This window comes from Actinomadura pelletieri DSM 43383, assembly GCF_003634705.1.
In the GTDB taxonomy this organism is placed as follows: domain Bacteria; phylum Actinomycetota; class Actinomycetes; order Streptosporangiales; family Streptosporangiaceae; genus Spirillospora; species Spirillospora pelletieri.
The window spans coordinates 25,298-41,271 of record NZ_RBWU01000009.1 but is presented as its reverse complement, the minus strand read 5'-3'; the positions used below and the strand labels follow the sequence as shown (position 1 = coordinate 41,271).

Sequence of the window (15,974 nt, the reverse complement as noted above, 5' to 3'; positions counted from 1 at the left end):
GGCCCGTAGTGTGGGCGCCGTGACGATTCGGGTGCTGATCGCCGACGACCAGGTGATGATCCGCGACGGGCTCGCGGCGCTGCTGTCCTCCGATCCCGGAATCGAGGTGATCGGGCAGGCGGGCGACGGCCGCGAGGCGGTGGAGATGGCCCGCCGTCTCGACCCCGACGTGGTCGTGATGGACATCCGGATGCCGGAGATGGACGGCCTCGCCGCCACCGCCGAGCTGGTCGGCCCGCCGGACCCGGACGGAAATCCGGCGGGGGCGCGGCCGAAGGTCCTCGTCCTCACGACGTTCGACCTGGACGAGTACGTCTACGAGGCGCTCGGCTCCGGCGCCAGCGGGTTCCTGCTGAAGGACGCCTCCGCCGCGGACCTGGTGAACGGCGTGCGGATCGTCGCGGGCGGGGACGCGCTGCTCGCCCCGTCCATCACCCGCCGCCTGATCGGCGACTTCGCGAGGCGGCGGCGCCACCAGCGGCCGAGCCCGAAGGCGACCGCCGCGCTCACGCCACGGGAGCTGGACGTGCTGCGGCTGATCGCCCGCGGGCTGTCCAACGCCGAGATCGCCGCCGAGCTGGTGCTGGCCGAGCAGACCGTGAAGACGCACGTCGGGCATGTGCTGACCAAGCTGGCGTTGCGCGACCGCACGCAGGCGGTCGTCTACGCCTACGAGAACGGCCTGGTCGGCTAGCCGAACACGTCGTCGCGGGCGAGGTCGAGGGCGGTCAGCACCGCGCCCCGCAGGATGGTGTCGCCCTCGACCGCGCTGGGCCGGATCTCGGTGGCGGCGGGCGACATGGCGGCGAGCCGTTCGGCGACCAGCCCGGCGAGGTGGTCGCCGCCGCGGCGACCGATCCCGCCGCCGAGCACGACCAGCCCGGGGTCCAGGACGGCGACGAGCACGAACACGCTCTGGACGATCCTGTCGGCGAGCGCCTCGGGGCCGAGGTCCCGGGCGATCTCGGCCTCCATCAGGCAGCAGAAGTCCTCGCCGCCGAACCTGAGCAGCGCGACCTCGCCCGCGCCGCCGGACGCGCCGCGCCGCAACCGGCCGTCCAGGACGATCGCCGCGCCGACGCCGTCGTCGATCCACAGCAGGGCGAAGTCGTCGCGTCCCACCGCCACGCCCTCGCGATGCTCGGCGATCGCCGACAGGTTGACCTCGTTCTCCACGATCACCTGGCCGTCGAGCCGCTGCCGCAGCGCCGGACCGAGGTCGGGGCGCCAGCCATGGACGCCACTGTCGTTGACGAGTCCGGTGCGCGGATGGATCAGACCGGGGGTGCCGAGGACGACCGTGTGCGGGGCGCGTCCGCCGCCCGCCTCGGCGATGGCCCGGTCGATGAGCGCCACCAGATCGGGGTCGTCCGGCAGCCGGCGCGACACCGCGCCGAGTTCGTTCCCGGTGATGTCGGCGACGCTCACGTGGACCACGTCCCGGCGCAGGTTCACCCCCGCGACGTGCGCGCGGTCCGCGACGAGCCCGTAGAGGCGCGCGTTCGGGCCCCGCCGGTCGGCGCCGCTCTCCCCCGCCACCTCGATCAGCCCGGCGTCGCGCAGCCGCTCGATCAGGTCGGACACGGTCGGGCGGGACAGCCCGGTCAGCGCGCGCAGCTGCGGCGCGGTCAGCGGGCCGCGTTCCAGCAGCAGGTCGAGCGCGAGCCGGTCGTTGATCGCGCGGGCCATCGTCGGGTCGGCGGTCTTCACGACGCCCATATTAGTCAGGGAGCCTGCGTATTTCTCTTTTCATCAGGAACCCTACCTGTTAATTTCTGGACCATGCATCCTCAGCACCGCGCCATCGGCATCGTGTTCGCGGTCCACGGGGCCGTGGCCGGAACCCTCGCCACCCGCATCCCCTGGATCCAGGACCGGCTCGACCTCTCTCCCACCGTCCTCGGCATCGCCCTGCTGTGCCCGTCCATCGGCGCGTTCACCGCCATGCCGACCGCGAGCCGCGCGGCGCACCGGATCGGCGAGCGGCGCGCCGTGCGCATCCTGCTGACCGCGTGGTGCGCGGTCCTCGCGCTGCCCGCGCTCGCCCCGGCGCCCGTCTGGCTGTTCGCGGTGATGCTGATGTACGGCGCGACCTCCGGCATGTGCGACGTCGTGATGAACGGCCACGGAGTCGCGGTGGAGCGGCATCTGAAGCGCCCGATCATCTCCGGGTTGCACGGCATGTGGTGCCTCGGCAGCCTGGCGGCGGGCGGCGTCGGCATCCTCGCCGCGCACGCCCGCGTGGACGCCCGCCTCCACCTCGGGGCCGTCGCCGCCGTCCTGCTCGCCGTGGGCGCCCTGGCCGGACGCGGACTTCTCGCGGACCGGCCGTCCGAGGGCGTCCCCGCGCCGCGCCGGTTCGCGCTGCCGACGCGGGCCGTCCTCGGCATCGGCGTCGTCGGGTTCTGCGGCACCTTCGCCGAGGGCGCGAGCGCCGACTGGGCCGCCGTGTACCTCACCGAGGTGACGGACGCGGGCCCCGGTCTCGCGGCCGCCGCCTTCACGATCTTCATGTCGTGCATGGCGGGCACGCGGCTCCTCGGCGACCACCTCGTGCGGCGGGTCGGCGCGGCGACGGTCGTCCGGGGCGGGGGCTCGGTCGCCGTCCTCGGCGGCGTGCTGGTGGTGGCGTCCCGGTCGCCGTGGCCCGCCATCGTGGGATTCGCGCTGCTCGGCATCGGGGTCGCGACGGTCGTGCCGCTGGTCTTCGCGGCCGCCGCCGACACCGGCGCGACGCCCGGCGAGGGCGTCGCGGGCGTCGCGACGATCACCTATCTGTCCACCTTGACCGCCCCCGGCATCACCGGCTGGACGGCCGGAGCCCTCTCCTACCCGGCCGCCTTCGGCATGATCATCTGCGTGGTCGCGGTGATGACCCTCTCAGCGGGCGCCCTCCGTCCCCGCGCCACCACGGCGACGGCGCCGGCGTCCGAGCCCGCGAAGACGCCGCTCCCCTAGGCGCACGCGGCTCAGGGGAGGAGGTCGCGGAGGGCTTCGGCGGCACGGTGGCAGTCGTGGAACGTGCAGTACAGGGGGGCGGGCGCGAGGCGGACGACATCGGGCTCGCGGGCGTCGGCGACCACGCCGTGCTTCTCGGCGAGCCGCCGGACGAGGGCGCCCGCGTCGTCCACCCGCAGCGACAGTTGGGCGCCCCGGGCCGCCGGGTCGGGCGGCGTGATGACGGCGAGGCCCTCGACGGGGGCGAGTCGGGACGCCAGATATCCGGTGAGGCGCTCGCTCTTGGCGCGCAGCGCGTCCATGCCGACCCGGTCGAAGATCTCCAGCGAGGCCAGGACGGGCGCCAGCGCCATGATCGGCGGGTTGGACAGCTGCCAGGCGTCGGCGGACGCGGGCGGCGCGATGTCCGGGTCCATCCGGAACCGCACGGACGGGTCGGTGCCCCACCAGCCCGACAGCTTCGGCACGGACGCGTCCCGGACGTGCCGCTCGTGGACGAAACACGCCGCGACGGCGCCGGGCCCGGAGTTGAGGTACTTGTACGTGCACCAGGCCGCGAAGTCCACGTCCCAGTCGTGCAGGCGCAGCGGGACGTTCCCGGCGGCGTGCGCGAGGTCCCAGCCGACGACGGCCCCGGCGGCGCGGCCCGCCTTGGTGATCGCCGGAATGTCCATGAGCTGGCCGGTCAGGTAGTTGACGCCGCCGAGCAGGACGAGCGCCACCGTGTCGCCGAGGCGTTCGAGGTGGGCGATGACGTCCTCGGTGCGCGGGACGTCCTCGCCTGGGCGGGGGGTGAGGCGCACGACGGTCCGGGCCGGGTCGAGACCGTGGTGGACGGCCTGGCTGGCGACCGCGTACGAGTCCGACGGGAACGCCGAGTCCTCGATGACGATGCGGGTGCGCGTTCCGGCGGGCCGGTAGAAACTCGCCATCATCAGGTGCAGGTTGACGGTCAACGAGTTCATCGCGACGACCTCGTGCGGGCGCGCGCCGACCAGGCGGGCGGTGGGCTCGCGGAGCCGCTCGTGGTAGTCCACCCAGGGGCGGCGGCCGCGCGTGTGGGCCTCGACGGCGAGGGTCGCCCAGTCGTCCAGTTCCTCGCGGAGGCGTTCGGCGACGGTCCTCGGTTGGAGGCCGAGGGAGTTCCCCGCGAAGTACGCCGTCTGGTCGTGGGCGCCACCGGGGGCGGGCGGGACGAGGAACTCGTCGCGCAGCGTGGGCAACGGGTCGGTCTCGTCGAGCCGCCGCGCCTCCCGTTCGAGGTTCACTGGGCGCTTCCTTCGGTGGCGAGGAGTTCCTCGGCGGGCGCGGCGGCGAAGAACTCCCGCGCGTTTCCGCCGAGCAGGAGGGCGCGTTCGGCGTCGTCCAGGCCGGGGCACGCCCGGATCGTGGCGCCCGGATCCCGCTCGCCGAGGGGGAACGGGTAGTCGGTGCCGAGCATCACGCGGTCCGCGCCCATCACGTCGACGAGCAGGCGCAGGGCGCGCGGGTCGAACACGGCGGAGTCCACGAAGAAGCGGTCGACGTACTCCGACGGCGGGCGCGGCGAACCGGCGCGGACGATGTCGCGTCGATGCCAGGCGTTGTCGGCCCGGCCGAGCAGGAACGCGAAGCTGCCGCCGCCGTGGCAGAAGCACAGCCGCAGCGACGGCGGGATCCGTTCGAACGCCCCGGACAGCATCAGCCCGAGGATGCTGAGCTGCGTCTCGGCGGGCATCCCGCACAGCCACGGCAGCATGTGGCCGCGCATCCGGTCGGCGCCGAACATGTCCCACGGATGCGCCAGCACCGGCAGCCCGAGGCGGGCGCAGTGCGCGAGGAACCCGGTGATCCCGTCGTCGTCGAGGTTGCGGTCGCCGACGTGGTTGCCGATGTGCACGCCGCGATGCCCGGCCGCCGCCGCGCGGGTCGCGACGTCGCAGGCGAGCGCCGGGTCCTGGAGCGGCACCTGGCACAGCGGCAGGAGCCGGTCGGGCGCGTCGGCGCAGAAGGCGAGGATCCGTTCGTTCACCAGCTCGCACCAGTCGGCGGCGCGTTCCGGCTCGGCGGAGTACCCGAACATGAGGGGGGTGGACGAGACGGCCTGGACGTCCACACCCGTCGCGTCCATGTCGGCGAGGCGGCGGGCCGGGTCCCAGAGCGCCTCCCCGACCGGCCGGTACTCGTCGTCACCGCTCATCATCATGCCGGTGCCGTCGCCGTCGACGCGGAGCCACGGCCGGCCCGCGTCGCCGAGGAGTCCGGCCTCGTGCCTGCCGATGCGCGGGAAGACGTGCGTGTGAACGTCGATGACCGTCACGGGGCCCCCGTCAGACCCGGGCCGCCGTGGTCGGCACCATGTCGTGCGGCCACTCCTTGCCGGGGTGGACGGCGCCGCAGCTCGGGCACGTGCGGTCGCCGTCGTAGAAGGCCTGGAACACCGGCGGCAGGTCTTCCACGATGGAGCGGACCTGGAGTTCCGAGCGGCGCACGAGATGGTGGCATTCGGTGCAGTACCACTCGAACGCCTCCCGCATGCCCGCGGGCCGCGGGATCTCCACGACGAGGCCGATCGATCCGGCCTCGGGACGCTGCGGCGAGTGCCGCACGTGCGGCGGCAGCAGGAAGACGTCGCCCTCGTTGATCTGCACGTCGACCGGCGGGCGCCCCTCCTCCTCCATGACGCGCAGCACCATGTTGCCCTTGAGCTGGTAGAAGAACTCCTCGACCGGGTCGTCGTGGAAGTCGGTCCGCTGGTTCGGGCCGCCGACCACCATGACGATCAGTCCGGCGTCGTCGAAGACCTGGACATTGCCGACCGGCGGTTTCAGCAGGTCACGGTGGTCGTCGATCCACGACTCGAAGTTGAACGGCCGGCCGAAGGACAACTGCGGCAGCTTCATGCTCGGGCCTCCTCACGGGTCCCTGGGTTGCTGGGGTATGTGCGCGACGCACGAGATCTCGACGAGCAGGTGCGGATGCGGGAGCTGGTGGACGGCGACGGTCGTGCGGGCCGGGCCGGTTTCATCGAAGTACTCCCCGTAGACCTCGTTGTAGCCGCCGAAGTCGTTCATGTTGACCAGGTAGGTGGTGACGTTCACGAGGTCGGACAGGTCGCCGCCCGCGGCCGTGAGGAGGTCGCGGATGTTCTCGATGACCGCGCGGGTCTGCGCCCGGATGTCGAGGTCGGTGACGCCCATCGCGTCGGCGCTCGCCCCGGCGAACGTCCCGTCCGGGCGGCGCGCGCTCGTCCCGGACACGAACACGAGGTCACCGGCGCGCCGCAGGTGCGGGAACCGTCCCCGTGGGCGGGCCTTGCCCGCGACGACGATCGCGTCGCCCTCGCGCTGGGCAGGGCCCGGCACGCGGTCCGTCATGTGGTCACCTCCACGCTGCCGAGCCCGGCGGCGGTGACCCGCACGTGCGCGTCCTTCGGCACCGGCACGGCGACGGTGGCCGAGCCCGCCAGGACGATCCACCCGGGTTCCAGCGTCAGGCCCGCGGCGAGCGCGAGCCGGGCGGCGGCCCGCAGCGACCGCGCCGGGTCGCCGAGGATCGCGGCGGACGAGCCCGACTGCACGACACGCCCGTCGATCTCCAGGAGCAGCCCCACGTTGGACACGTCGCGCGGCGGGTGCCAGGCCCCGAACCCGAACCGGGCGGCGGACGCGTTGTCGGCGATGACGTCGGGGAGGGTGAACGAGAAGTCCCGGTAGCGGGAGTCGAGCACCTCGAAGCCGACGGCGACGCCGGTCACGGCCGTCTCCACGTCGGTGACCGAGCGGACCTCGCGGCCGATCAGGTAGGCGATCTCCGGCTCGATCCGCGGATGGACGAGACGGGACACGTCCACCGCCGACTCGGCGAGCATCGCGTCGGTGAGCAGGCCCCAGATGACGTCGTCCACGCCCATCTGCGCCATCTTGGCGCGGCTGGTGAACCCCATCTTCACCCCGGCCAGGCGCTCGCCCCTGACGCGGCGCCGCTCGATCCCGGCGCGCTGCACCGCGTAGGCGGTCGGCACGTCCAGCGGGGTGTCGTCGGTGAGCCTCGCGATCGTCCGGCGGTCGCGGGCGGCGTCGTCGAGGCGCCGAGCCAGCAGGTCCACGTCCACCATCAGCCCTCCTCCTTCCCGAACGCGACACGGACGTCGCCGAGGCCGTCGACGCGGGCCTCGAACACGTCGCCGGGGGCGGCGGGGACCACGGGGCCGAGCGCGCCGGTGAGGACGGTGTCCCCGGCGCGCAGCGGGCGTCCGACGCGGACGAGCGTGTCGGCGAGCCACAGCGCCGCGTTCAGCGGATGTCCGAGGCAGGCGGCGCCGTTGCCGGTGGAGACCTGTTCGCCGCGCCGTTCCATCACCATCCCGCACAGGCGCAGGTCGACGTCCTTCAGCGGGACGGGCCGGTTCCCGAGCACGTACATGCCGGACGAGGCGTTGTCGGCGACCGTGTCGACGAGCGTGATGTCCCAGTCGCGGACCCGGCTGCCGACGACCTCGATGGCGGGCAGCGCGAACGCCGTCGCGCGGATCACGTCCGCGGCGGTGTGCCGCTCGTGGGTCAGGTCACGGTCCAGGACCAGCGCCACCTCGGCCTCGGCGCGCGGCTGGAGGACGGCGCCCACGGGGATCTCCGCCCCGTCCGGGACGGCCATGTCGGCGAACAGCATCCCGAAGTCGGGGCTGTCCACGCCGAGCTGCTCCTGGACGGCGCGCGACGTCAGTCCGATCTTGCGTCCGGCGAGGCGGCGGCCGGCGGCCAGCCAGGTCTCGGTCAGCGCGTCCTGGACGGCGTAGGCGTCGTCCACGGTCGCGATCAGGTCGCGGACGGGGGCGCACGGCACGCCCTCCGCGTAGGCGCCGCGGAGTCGTTCGGCGGCGGTCTCGATGTTCGTGGTCACGGGGTTCGCTCTCAGATCTGGATGCAGACGTTCACGGGCTCGGAGAAGAAGTCCAGGGAGTACTCTCCCCCTTCCCGCCCGATCCCGGACGCCTTGACACCCCCGAACGGGGTGCGCAGGTCGCGAAGATTCCAGCAGTTCACCCAGACGATCCCGGTCTCGACCCGCGGCGCCACCCGGTGCGCCCTGGACAGGTCACGCGTCCACACCGTCGAGGCGAGCCCGTACGGACTGTCGTTGGCGAGGGCGAGCGCCTCGTCCTCGGTGTCGAACGGCGCGACATGGCAGACCGGCCCGAAGATCTCCTCGCGGACGGCACGGGACGTCTCGGGAAGCCCGGTGAGGACGGTCGGCTCGACATGGAAGCCGAAGTCCCGCTCGTCCCCGAACGCCGGCGTGCCACCGCCGGCGACGACCGTGGCGCCCTCCTCGCGGGCGAGCCGGAAGTACGACAGGACCTTGTCGCGGTGCTCGGCGGAGATCATCGGCCCGTAGCCGTCCAGCGCCGCCGCCCGTTCCCCGAGCCGCGTCACGAACTCCTCGAAGATCGGCCGCTCGACGTAGACGCGTTCGGTGCACAGGCAGATCTGCCCGGAGTGGGTGAACGAGGAGCGGACCGTGCCGTCCACGGCGGCGTCGAGGTCGGCGTCGGCGAAGACCAGCGCCGGGTTCTTGCCGCCCAGTTCGAACGAGACCGGGGTGACGTGGTCGGCGGCGTTGCGCATGATCGCGGCGCCGGTGGCGGACTCGCCGGTGAACGCGATCGCGTCCACGTCCGGGTGCCCGGTGAGGAACGCGCCCGCCGCGTCGGGGCCGTGCCCGTGCACCAGGTTGAACACGCCGGCCGGGAGCCCCGCGTCGTCGATGACCCGCGCGAGGAGGGTCGCGGTGGACGGCGTCTCCTCGGACGGTTTGAGCACGACCGTGTTGCCGCACGCCAGCGCGGGAGCGATCTTCCACGTCGACAGCAGGAGCGGCAGGTTCCACGGGGAGATGACCGCCACCACGCCCAGCGGGCGGCGCACCGTGTAGTTGAGCGCCTGCCCGGTGCCCGTGCTCCATCCGGGGACCTGGGTCGTGTACGCGCGTTCGGGACGTCCATACAGCAGGTCCGCGTACGCGCGGAAGTTGCCGACGGCGCGGGGGACGTCGACCGTCCTGGCGAAGTCGCGGGGCCTGCCGGTGTCGGCGACCTCGGCGTCGACGAACTCGTCGAACCGTGCCTGGATGCCGTCCGCGATCGCCCTCAGCGCGGCGGCCCGGTCCTCGACGCCCGCCGTCCCCCACGGGCCGCGCAGGGCCGTGCGGGCCGCGGTGACGGCATCGTCCACGACCTCCCGGGTGGCCTCGGGGACGGCGCCGAGCTCCGCGCCGTCCCCGGGGCCGATGAGCGGGAAGACCGGTCCGTCCGAACGGAAGACTCCGCCGACGTAGTGCTCAGCCTTCATCGCTCCCCTCCCGTGGCCGACGGTCCGATCCTCCGCCCGGGAAGCTATGCCTGGCAAATACCAATCGACCATGGAGCTATCACGAAACTGTGATAGCAAGGGGAAGGTGCGCGCGATCGACCTGCTCAACGGGCGGCTGAAGCTCCGCCATCTCGTCCTCGTCGTCGCCATCGCCGACCAGGGCAGCGTCCTGCGGGCCGCCGAACACCTTCGCCTGGCGCAGCCCGCGGTGACCCGCAGCCTGCGGGAGGTGGAGGGCATTCTCGGCGTCGAGCTGTTCACCCGGGGGCCGCGCGGGGTGACGCCGACGATGTTCGGGGACGTCCTCATCGAGCACGCCCGCGCCGTCCTCGCCGAACTGCGCCGCGCCGAGGAGCGCATCGCGGGCCTCGCGGACGGAGCGGTCGGCACCGTCACCATCGGCACGCTTCTCGCCGGGTCGAACGTCCTGCTCCCCCGCGCGATCGCCGCGCTGAAGCGGGACCGTCCCGGCATCACCGTGATCGTCCAGGAGGCCACCTTCGACGCCCAGGTCCCGCGGCTGCTCGACGGCGAGATCGACCTGATCCTCGGCCGCCTCAACCCGATCGGCGACCTGAGCGGGCTGCGCCAGATCACCCTCTACGGCGAACCCGTCCGCCTCGTCGCCCGGCGCGGCCATCCCGCCCGCGCCCGGCGCTCCCTCGGCCTCGCCGACCTGCTCGACTACCCGTGGGTGCTGCCGCTGGAGCAGACCGCCCTGCGCACCGAGCTGGAGCAGGTCTTCCGCGCGGAGGGCCTGTCCCCGCCCGGGAACCTGGTCGAATGCACCTCGGTCCTGACCGTGCGCACCCTCGTCCGCGACACCGACATGATCGCCGCGCTGCCCGATCTGGTGGCCCGGACCGACGCCGACATCGCGCCGCTGCCCGTCCCGCTGGAGACCGTCCGGCGCCAGGTCGGCGTCACGCTGCCCGCGCACCGGTCCCCGACGCCGTCGGCCCGGCTGATGCTGGACCATCTGCGCCGCGAGGCCGTCGAGATCAGCGGGTCGGGCGACTGATCACACCGAGCGCACGAGATCCACGAGCGTCCGGCCGACCACCGACTCGGCGTCGCCCAGATCGAGGACGACATCGAAATGGTCACGCTCGGGGACGACCATCAGATCACCGGCGTTCCAGTGCGGCTGGAACAGCCGTGACTGCGTGAGGAATCCGTCCCCGTCGTTCTCCGCGACGACGAACACGGCCGGGCATCGCCGTCCCGCAGGTAGGAGCGCGGGGCTCGACGCCGCCGCCCGTTCCAGGTCCAGCCGCACGTACTCGTTCACATAGATCCGGGTGATCGGCCGGATGTCGAACAGCCCGCTGACCGGCATCGCCGCCTTGACCACGTCCTCCGGCAGCCCGAACCGCTCCTGCCAGCCGCCGACCATCGTCATCCCGGTCAGGTGCCCGCCCGCCGAGCTTCCCCCGACCACGATCCGCTCCGGGTCGAGACCGTGCTCGCGGCCCCGCCGGTGCACCCACGCGACCGCCGCCCGCACCTGCCGGACGATCTCCTCCAGCGTCGCCTTCGGCGCGAGCGTGTAGTCGGGCACGACGGTCGCGATGCCCTGCTCGTGGAGCATTCGCGCCATGAACGACGACACGTCCCGCGACAGCGCCATCCAGTACCCGCCGTGCAGGTAGACGAACACCGGTCGCGGTTCGCCTCCGCCGACGCCCCAGACGTCGAGCCGTTCCCCGCTCTCCTCGTCGTAGACGATGCCGGGACGACCGGGAAGGCCGTCGACGGCACGCGCGGAGTCCGTCCGGTACCGCGCCATGTGCCGCGCGAAGAGCTCCGGCCCCGCCTTCCGTCGCACGTTGTACGCGACGTCCAGTTCCTCGTCGCTCAGCTCACTGCCCGGCCAGTCGCTCACGTCGAAACTCCCCTCGCCATCCGGCCCAGCCTCCCGCTCCGAGGCGAAACGATCAAGCGCGGACCGGTCGGCTACGACCAGACCGGGGTGGCCGACTCGTACACCCGCCCGTCGGAGCCGAAGACGAGGTGGCGGTCGAAGTCGGCGGCGAACCAGCGGTCATGGGTGACGGCCAGGACGGTGCCCGCGTACGAGGTCAGACCTTCTTGCAACGCCTCGGCGCTGGCCAGGTCGAGGTTGTCGGTCGGCTCGTCCAGCAGGAGCAGGGTCGCGCCCGACAGTTCCAGCAGCAGGATCTGCAACCGGGCCTGCTGTCCCCCGGACAGCGTCTCGAACGGGCGGGGCCCGGCGGGGGCCAGCTCGTACCGGGCGAGCGCCGCCATGGCGTCGTTGCGGGTCAGCGCGTTCTCCGCCATGAGGATCTGCGCGGGTGTGCGGCCCTGCAGGTCAGGGCGCACATGCGTCTGGACGAAGTGTCCGGGGACGACCCGCGCCCCCAGCCGCCGGGCGCCGCCGTGGGGAACGTCCTCGCCCGCGAGCAGGCGCAAGAAGGTCGACTTCCCGGATCCGTTCGACCCGAGCACGGCGACGCGTTCGCCGTACCAGACTTCGACGTCGAACGGCTGCGTCAACCCTTCCAGTTCGAGCGACTCGCAGATGAGAGCGCGTTTTCCCGTGCGGCCACCGCGCAGACGCATTCGCACGTTCTGTTCTTTGGGGGCGCTCTGCGGCGGCCCCGCCTCCTCGAAGCGTTGCAGGCGGGTTCGAGCCGCCTGGTAGGAGGACGCCACCGCGTCGTTGTTCGTGGCGCGCTGCCGCAGGGTGTGGACGAGCCGTTTCAGCCGCGCGTGCTCGTCGTCCCAGCGGCGGCGCAGCTCATGGAGGCGTTCGGTGCGGTCGCGGCGGGCCTGCGCGTAGCCCGCGAAGCCGCCGCCGTGCACCCACACGTCACGTGATTCCACGGTGACGATCCGGTCCGCGGCATCCGCGAGCAACTGCCGGTCGTGCGACACGAACAGAATGGTCTTGCTCGTGGCGCGAAGCCTTTCGGCCAGCCATTCCTTGCCTGCCACATCCAGGTAGTTGTCGGGCTCGTCCAGCAGGAGGACCTCGTCGGGGCCGCGCAGGAGGGCCTCCAGGACGAGACGTTTCTGCTCACCACCGGACAGCGTGGTCACCCCACGCGATCTCACCTCGTCGAAGTGGCGGCCCAGCGCCTCCGTCGTGCAGGTGTCCCAGACGACCTCGATGTCGTATCCGCCCGCGTCCGCGTAGTCGGTGATGGCCTGCGCGTAGGCGAGTTGGCTCCGCTCACTCTCCTCCAGCGCGGTCTCGGCGCGGGCCAGCGCTCGGGCCGCGTTCCGCAGCCGCTCGGGGGCCACCGACAGCAGCAGGTCGTGGACCGTGCGGTCGTCGCGAAGGGCGCCGATGAACTGGCGCATGACGCCGAGGCCACCGGAACTGGTCACGACGCCGTCCGAGGGCGAGACGTCCCCCGCGATCAAACGCAGCAGCGTGGTCTTGCCCGCGCCGTTCGGGCCGACGAGCGCCGCCCTGGCTCCGTCCCCCACGCGGAACGACACGTCGTCCAGCAAGGGACGACCGTCGGGCAGCGCGTAGGTCAAACGGCTCACCTCGATATGCCCCACAGAACTCCTCGTACAGTGTTCGAGTCACTGGATCAATGATCCGGTCGTCGTTCAATGTACTAGTCTGCGGGGCATGACCGAGAGCGTGTGGCTACGGAAGGGCCGTCCCCGACGGGAGGCGCCGCCTCTGACCCGCGAGCGGATCGTCGAGGAGGCCGTGGCACTGCTGGACGAGGAGGGCACCGCCCGGCTGACGATGCGGCGGCTCGCCGAACGGCTCGACACCGGGTCCACGACGCTGTACTGGCACGTCAAGACGAAGGACGACGTGCTGGAACTGGCCCTCGACGCCGTCTTCGGCGACGTCCCGCTCCGCGACCCGGGTCCGGACTGGCGCGCCGACGTGGTCGCGCTGATGTCCGGCTGGCGGCGCGCGATGCTCGACCATCCCTGGTCGGCGGCGGTGCTCGGCGGACGCCCGCTGCTCGGCCCCAACGTCCTGGCCCGCACCGACGCCCTCTACGCCGCCCTGGCCGCCACGGGCGTGACCGGCCCCCGGCTGGCCGCCGCCGCGTACGCGGTCGCCAACTACGTCATCGGGTCGGCGCTCATGCAGATCGGCGCGCGCAACGACGACGACCCGGCCGCGGAGGAGGCGGCGCGGGAGCACCTCGCCCGCGACCGCGCCCGGTACCCGACCCTCGCCGCCCACGGTCACCTGCCCGGGGACCAGTGGGACTCCGCGTTCGCCCAGGGTCTGGACCACATCCTGGACGGCCTGTCCCGCGGGCCCTGACCCCCGGCGTCAGGGCCCGCGGAGTTCGATGGTCTTCAACCCCGGGGCGGCGTCGATCTCCCGGCCGCAGAAGCGTTCGGTCACCCACGTCTTCTTCGAGAACAGGCGGGTCTGGTCGGCGTAGTGCGGGGACGTGGGGTCGGCCGACTGGGAGTAGGTCAGCAGGGTCCGCGTGTCGGGGCAGCGGTCACCGTCGAAGGAGACCACCTGCACGTAGCTGGTGCCGTGCGCGATCTCGACATAGCCCTTGCCCGGCGTCCACCGCGCCTCGATCTTGTTGAGGATGCCGAGTGCCTCGGTGCCGCCGCCGATCGGGATCCTCTCGCCGTTGCGCGTGACGTACTGGTGGTCGCCGAGCGGCGCGTCCAGGGGAATTCCGGACGACGTCAGCTCGTCGACCGCGGCACGGAGGGCCTGGCGCGCCGCCGGTGAGCCGGGGTTGAAGTCGCGTGGCGTGTTCACCGGGTCGGACGCGTCGAACGGTGTCCTCCACACGTCCCGCTCGGCGGCGGTCCTGCGCCAGTAACGGTCGAAGAGCAGGGCGCCGCGACTGCCGGAGTCGACCGTCCTGTCCCACGCGGCGAGGACGTCGCAGGCCTTGCCGAGTTCCATGTCACGGCACATGGCGACGGTGCCGGACACCGCCAACTCCCCCGCGGGGCTGCGGTTGGCGAAGATCAGGTCCTGCATGTCGGCGCGGGTGAACGGGCCCTCGGCGAGCTGGTCCCGGACGGCGACAAGGCCGCTTCGGGTCCGGAGGGACCGCATCGTGTTCTCACTGCCGATGACGCGGTCGTAGCCGGTCAGCGGTTCGTCAGGGTTCGACAGCCAGTGACTGTCGTTGGAGTTGGTGACGTAGTCGCCGCGGCTCAGCACCGGGTAGCGGTCGGTGTCCAGGATGCCCGGTTGGACGGCGCCGGGGGCCTTCCCGGGCGTGCAGGAGGAGTCGGCGCCGTTCAGGACCGCAAGACCGGCCGTCCGGAACAGTTCGCGGCCGAAGGGGGTGTTGCACCGGCCCGCGAACTCGTCGGGGATGTTGGGCAGCACCTGGATCTGCGCGAACAGCGCCTTGCCGCGCGCGTCGGCGGCGATGGTGTTGACCCAGGGCAGGCCCTGGGTCCGTTTCAGCGCGCGGACGGCCGCGTCGGTGGTCCGGGCCTCGCCCAGGGCCAGTGACGTGTTCGCCACCCGCAGGTTCGTCGCGTTCGGGTCGATCAGGGCATAGGCGGTCTGGGTCGTCCACGGAAGTTCGATGTCGTCGACGGACGACACGACAGGCCCATGGTGGGTACGCCACAGCGTCTTGGTGACCGGCTTCAGGGAACCGTCCTGCTGCTTGGCCTGGACGGTGACCTCGTCCTTGGTCATCTTCCGCGCCTTGCCGTCCACGAGGTAGGACGTCGGGTCGCCCGGCGCCAGGCGCAGTTCGGTCAGCGCGAACGGCAGGCCGGTGGCGACCGTGTGGCTCCACGCGAACGTCGCGTTGTGGCCGATGTTGACCAGGGGCGATCCGAGGAGTGCGGCGCCGCTGACGTCCAGCTTCCCGGGGATCGTCTGGTGCGCCTGCCAGAAACGTCGTCCGCCGTGCCACGGGTAGTGGGGGTTGCCGAGGAGCAGGCCACGCCGGTTCGCGGTGGCCTTCGCGCCGACCGCGATCGCGTTGCTGCCCATGTCGGCGCCCGCGATCAGGTTCCGCGCCGCCTCGACGGCCTCCTGTCGAGGCTGCGTTCGCGGCTGCGTTCGGGGCTGCGAGCCGTCACCGGGCGGGGTCGCCGACATTGCTCCGTCGGCGACGAGGCCGGAGCCGATGAACATGGCCAGGGCGTACATGCGGCGGTGCACGTCCCGTTCGGTGATGGGACGCAGCCATGGCGCGCCCTTGCACGCCGGATCGGTGATCTCGCCTTCGCGGAGGTAGCGGTTGTATCCGGCGGCCCAGCCGCGGGCCAGGTCGCGTACCTGCGCGGCGGGCCCGTAAGGGGCGGGTTCTGCGGCCAGCCGCTCGACGATGCCGCTGTCGTTGATCCGGGTGAAGAAGACGTCGCTGGCGAGGTTCGTCGACGCGGAGGACAGCGACCCGTCAGGGGCGGCGTCCGGGCCGAAGTACCGCGAGCGTTCCCCGCTCAGGGTGACGATGCCCTGCGCGAGCAGGCAGATGTTGTCCTTCGCCGCCGCGTAGCCGGTGCCGTAGCCGAGGCCCCGGTGGCTCGACGCGGTGATGTGGGGGATGCCGTACTCGGTGTACCGGATGGTGACCGACGGGCTGCGCCCGTTCTCCGCCGCGACGGACGACGTGGCGGGCACCAGAAGCGCCGCGGCGAGTACGGCGGCTCCGGCCACACGCAAGGGAGTACGTAACATCCGGAATCTCCTTGATCATGATCGCTCTGCCAAGC

General features: G+C 72.4%; 15 protein-coding genes. 4 read left to right on the top strand and 11 right to left on the bottom strand.

Annotation, left to right across the window (positions count from 1 at the left end):
• Nucleotides 1-19 precede the first annotated feature (19 nt).
• On the top strand, nt 20-694 hold the full coding sequence (locus BZB76_RS33225; RefSeq protein WP_121438476.1) for a response regulator: 675 nt from the start codon (nt 20-22) through the stop codon (nt 692-694).
• On the opposite strand, the gene BZB76_RS33220 is transcribed toward BZB76_RS33225, so the two are convergent.
• Nucleotides 691-1,710: an ROK family transcriptional regulator gene (locus BZB76_RS33220; RefSeq protein ID WP_211343329.1), complete on the bottom strand. Its 1,020-nt coding sequence runs from the start codon at nt 1,708-1,710 to the stop codon at nt 691-693. The genes BZB76_RS33225 and BZB76_RS33220 overlap by 4 nt on opposite strands.
• A 72-nt stretch (nt 1,711-1,782) precedes the next feature.
• Between BZB76_RS33220 and BZB76_RS33215 the strand changes: the two genes are divergently transcribed.
• On the top strand, nt 1,783-2,958 hold the full coding sequence (locus BZB76_RS33215; RefSeq protein ID WP_121438412.1) for an MFS transporter: 1,176 nt from the start codon (nt 1,783-1,785) through the stop codon (nt 2,956-2,958).
• A gap of 11 nt (nt 2,959-2,969) precedes the next feature.
• On the opposite strand, the gene kynU is transcribed toward BZB76_RS33215, so the two are convergent.
• The 7 genes from kynU to BZB76_RS33180 are packed head-to-tail and all read right to left on the bottom strand — an operon-like array spanning nt 2,970 to nt 9,287.
• Nucleotides 2,970-4,226 (bottom strand): kynureninase, encoded by a 1,257-nt coding sequence (gene kynU, locus BZB76_RS33210; protein WP_121438411.1) that lies wholly within the window; start codon nt 4,224-4,226, stop codon nt 2,970-2,972.
• Nucleotides 4,223-5,257: an amidohydrolase family protein gene (locus BZB76_RS33205; RefSeq protein ID WP_121438410.1), complete on the bottom strand. Its 1,035-nt coding sequence runs from the start codon at nt 5,255-5,257 to the stop codon at nt 4,223-4,225. The genes kynU and BZB76_RS33205 overlap by 4 nt, the downstream gene beginning before the upstream one ends.
• A gap of 10 nt (nt 5,258-5,267) precedes the next feature.
• Nucleotides 5,268-5,840, bottom strand: coding sequence for a 3-hydroxyanthranilate 3,4-dioxygenase (locus BZB76_RS33200; protein ID WP_121438409.1), 573 nt, complete (start codon nt 5,838-5,840; stop codon nt 5,268-5,270).
• 12 nt (nt 5,841-5,852) lie between these two features.
• Entirely contained in the window at nt 5,853-6,314 is a 462-nt protein-coding gene (locus tag BZB76_RS33195; RefSeq protein WP_121438408.1) for a RidA family protein, read from the bottom strand.
• Nucleotides 6,311-7,054, bottom strand: coding sequence for a 2-keto-4-pentenoate hydratase (locus BZB76_RS33190; protein WP_121438407.1), 744 nt, complete (start codon nt 7,052-7,054; stop codon nt 6,311-6,313). Before BZB76_RS33190 ends, BZB76_RS33195 begins: the two co-directional genes overlap by 4 nt.
• The gene (locus BZB76_RS33185) at nt 7,054-7,839 is read right to left on the bottom strand and encodes a 2-keto-4-pentenoate hydratase (RefSeq protein WP_170180883.1); all 786 of its coding nucleotides are present in this window, start codon (nt 7,837-7,839) and stop codon (nt 7,054-7,056) included. Before BZB76_RS33185 ends, BZB76_RS33190 begins: the two co-directional genes overlap by 1 nt.
• A gap of 11 nt (nt 7,840-7,850) precedes the next feature.
• Nucleotides 7,851-9,287 carry a 2-hydroxymuconic semialdehyde dehydrogenase gene (locus BZB76_RS33180; protein ID WP_121438406.1) on the bottom strand — a complete coding sequence of 479 codons (1,437 nt, stop codon included), beginning with the start codon at nt 9,285-9,287 and terminating at the stop codon, nt 7,851-7,853.
• Nucleotides 9,288-9,393: 106 nt separating this feature from the next.
• On the opposite strand from BZB76_RS33180, the gene BZB76_RS33175 reads away from it, so the two are divergent.
• Nucleotides 9,394-10,329 (top strand): LysR substrate-binding domain-containing protein, encoded by a 936-nt coding sequence (locus BZB76_RS33175; protein WP_121438405.1) that lies wholly within the window; start codon nt 9,394-9,396, stop codon nt 10,327-10,329.
• Here BZB76_RS33175 and BZB76_RS33170 read toward each other — a convergent pair whose 3' ends face one another.
• Together BZB76_RS33170 and BZB76_RS33165 are read right to left on the bottom strand one after the other, a co-directional pair.
• Nucleotides 10,330-11,193: an alpha/beta hydrolase gene (locus tag BZB76_RS33170; RefSeq protein WP_246007370.1), complete on the bottom strand. Its 864-nt coding sequence runs from the start codon at nt 11,191-11,193 to the stop codon at nt 10,330-10,332.
• A gap of 71 nt (nt 11,194-11,264) precedes the next feature.
• Nucleotides 11,265-12,842, bottom strand: coding sequence for an ABC-F family ATP-binding cassette domain-containing protein (locus tag BZB76_RS33165; RefSeq protein WP_121438404.1), 1,578 nt, complete (start codon nt 12,840-12,842; stop codon nt 11,265-11,267).
• Between the two features lie 73 nt (nt 12,843-12,915).
• Between BZB76_RS33165 and BZB76_RS33160 the strand changes: the two genes are divergently transcribed.
• Nucleotides 12,916-13,578 (top strand): TetR/AcrR family transcriptional regulator, encoded by a 663-nt coding sequence (locus BZB76_RS33160; protein ID WP_121438403.1) that lies wholly within the window; start codon nt 12,916-12,918, stop codon nt 13,576-13,578.
• A gap of 9 nt (nt 13,579-13,587) precedes the next feature.
• On the opposite strand, the gene BZB76_RS33155 is transcribed toward BZB76_RS33160, so the two are convergent.
• Nucleotides 13,588-15,939: a penicillin acylase family protein gene (locus BZB76_RS33155; protein ID WP_121438402.1), complete on the bottom strand. Its 2,352-nt coding sequence runs from the start codon at nt 15,937-15,939 to the stop codon at nt 13,588-13,590.
• Between the last annotated feature and the right edge of the window lie 35 nt (nt 15,940-15,974).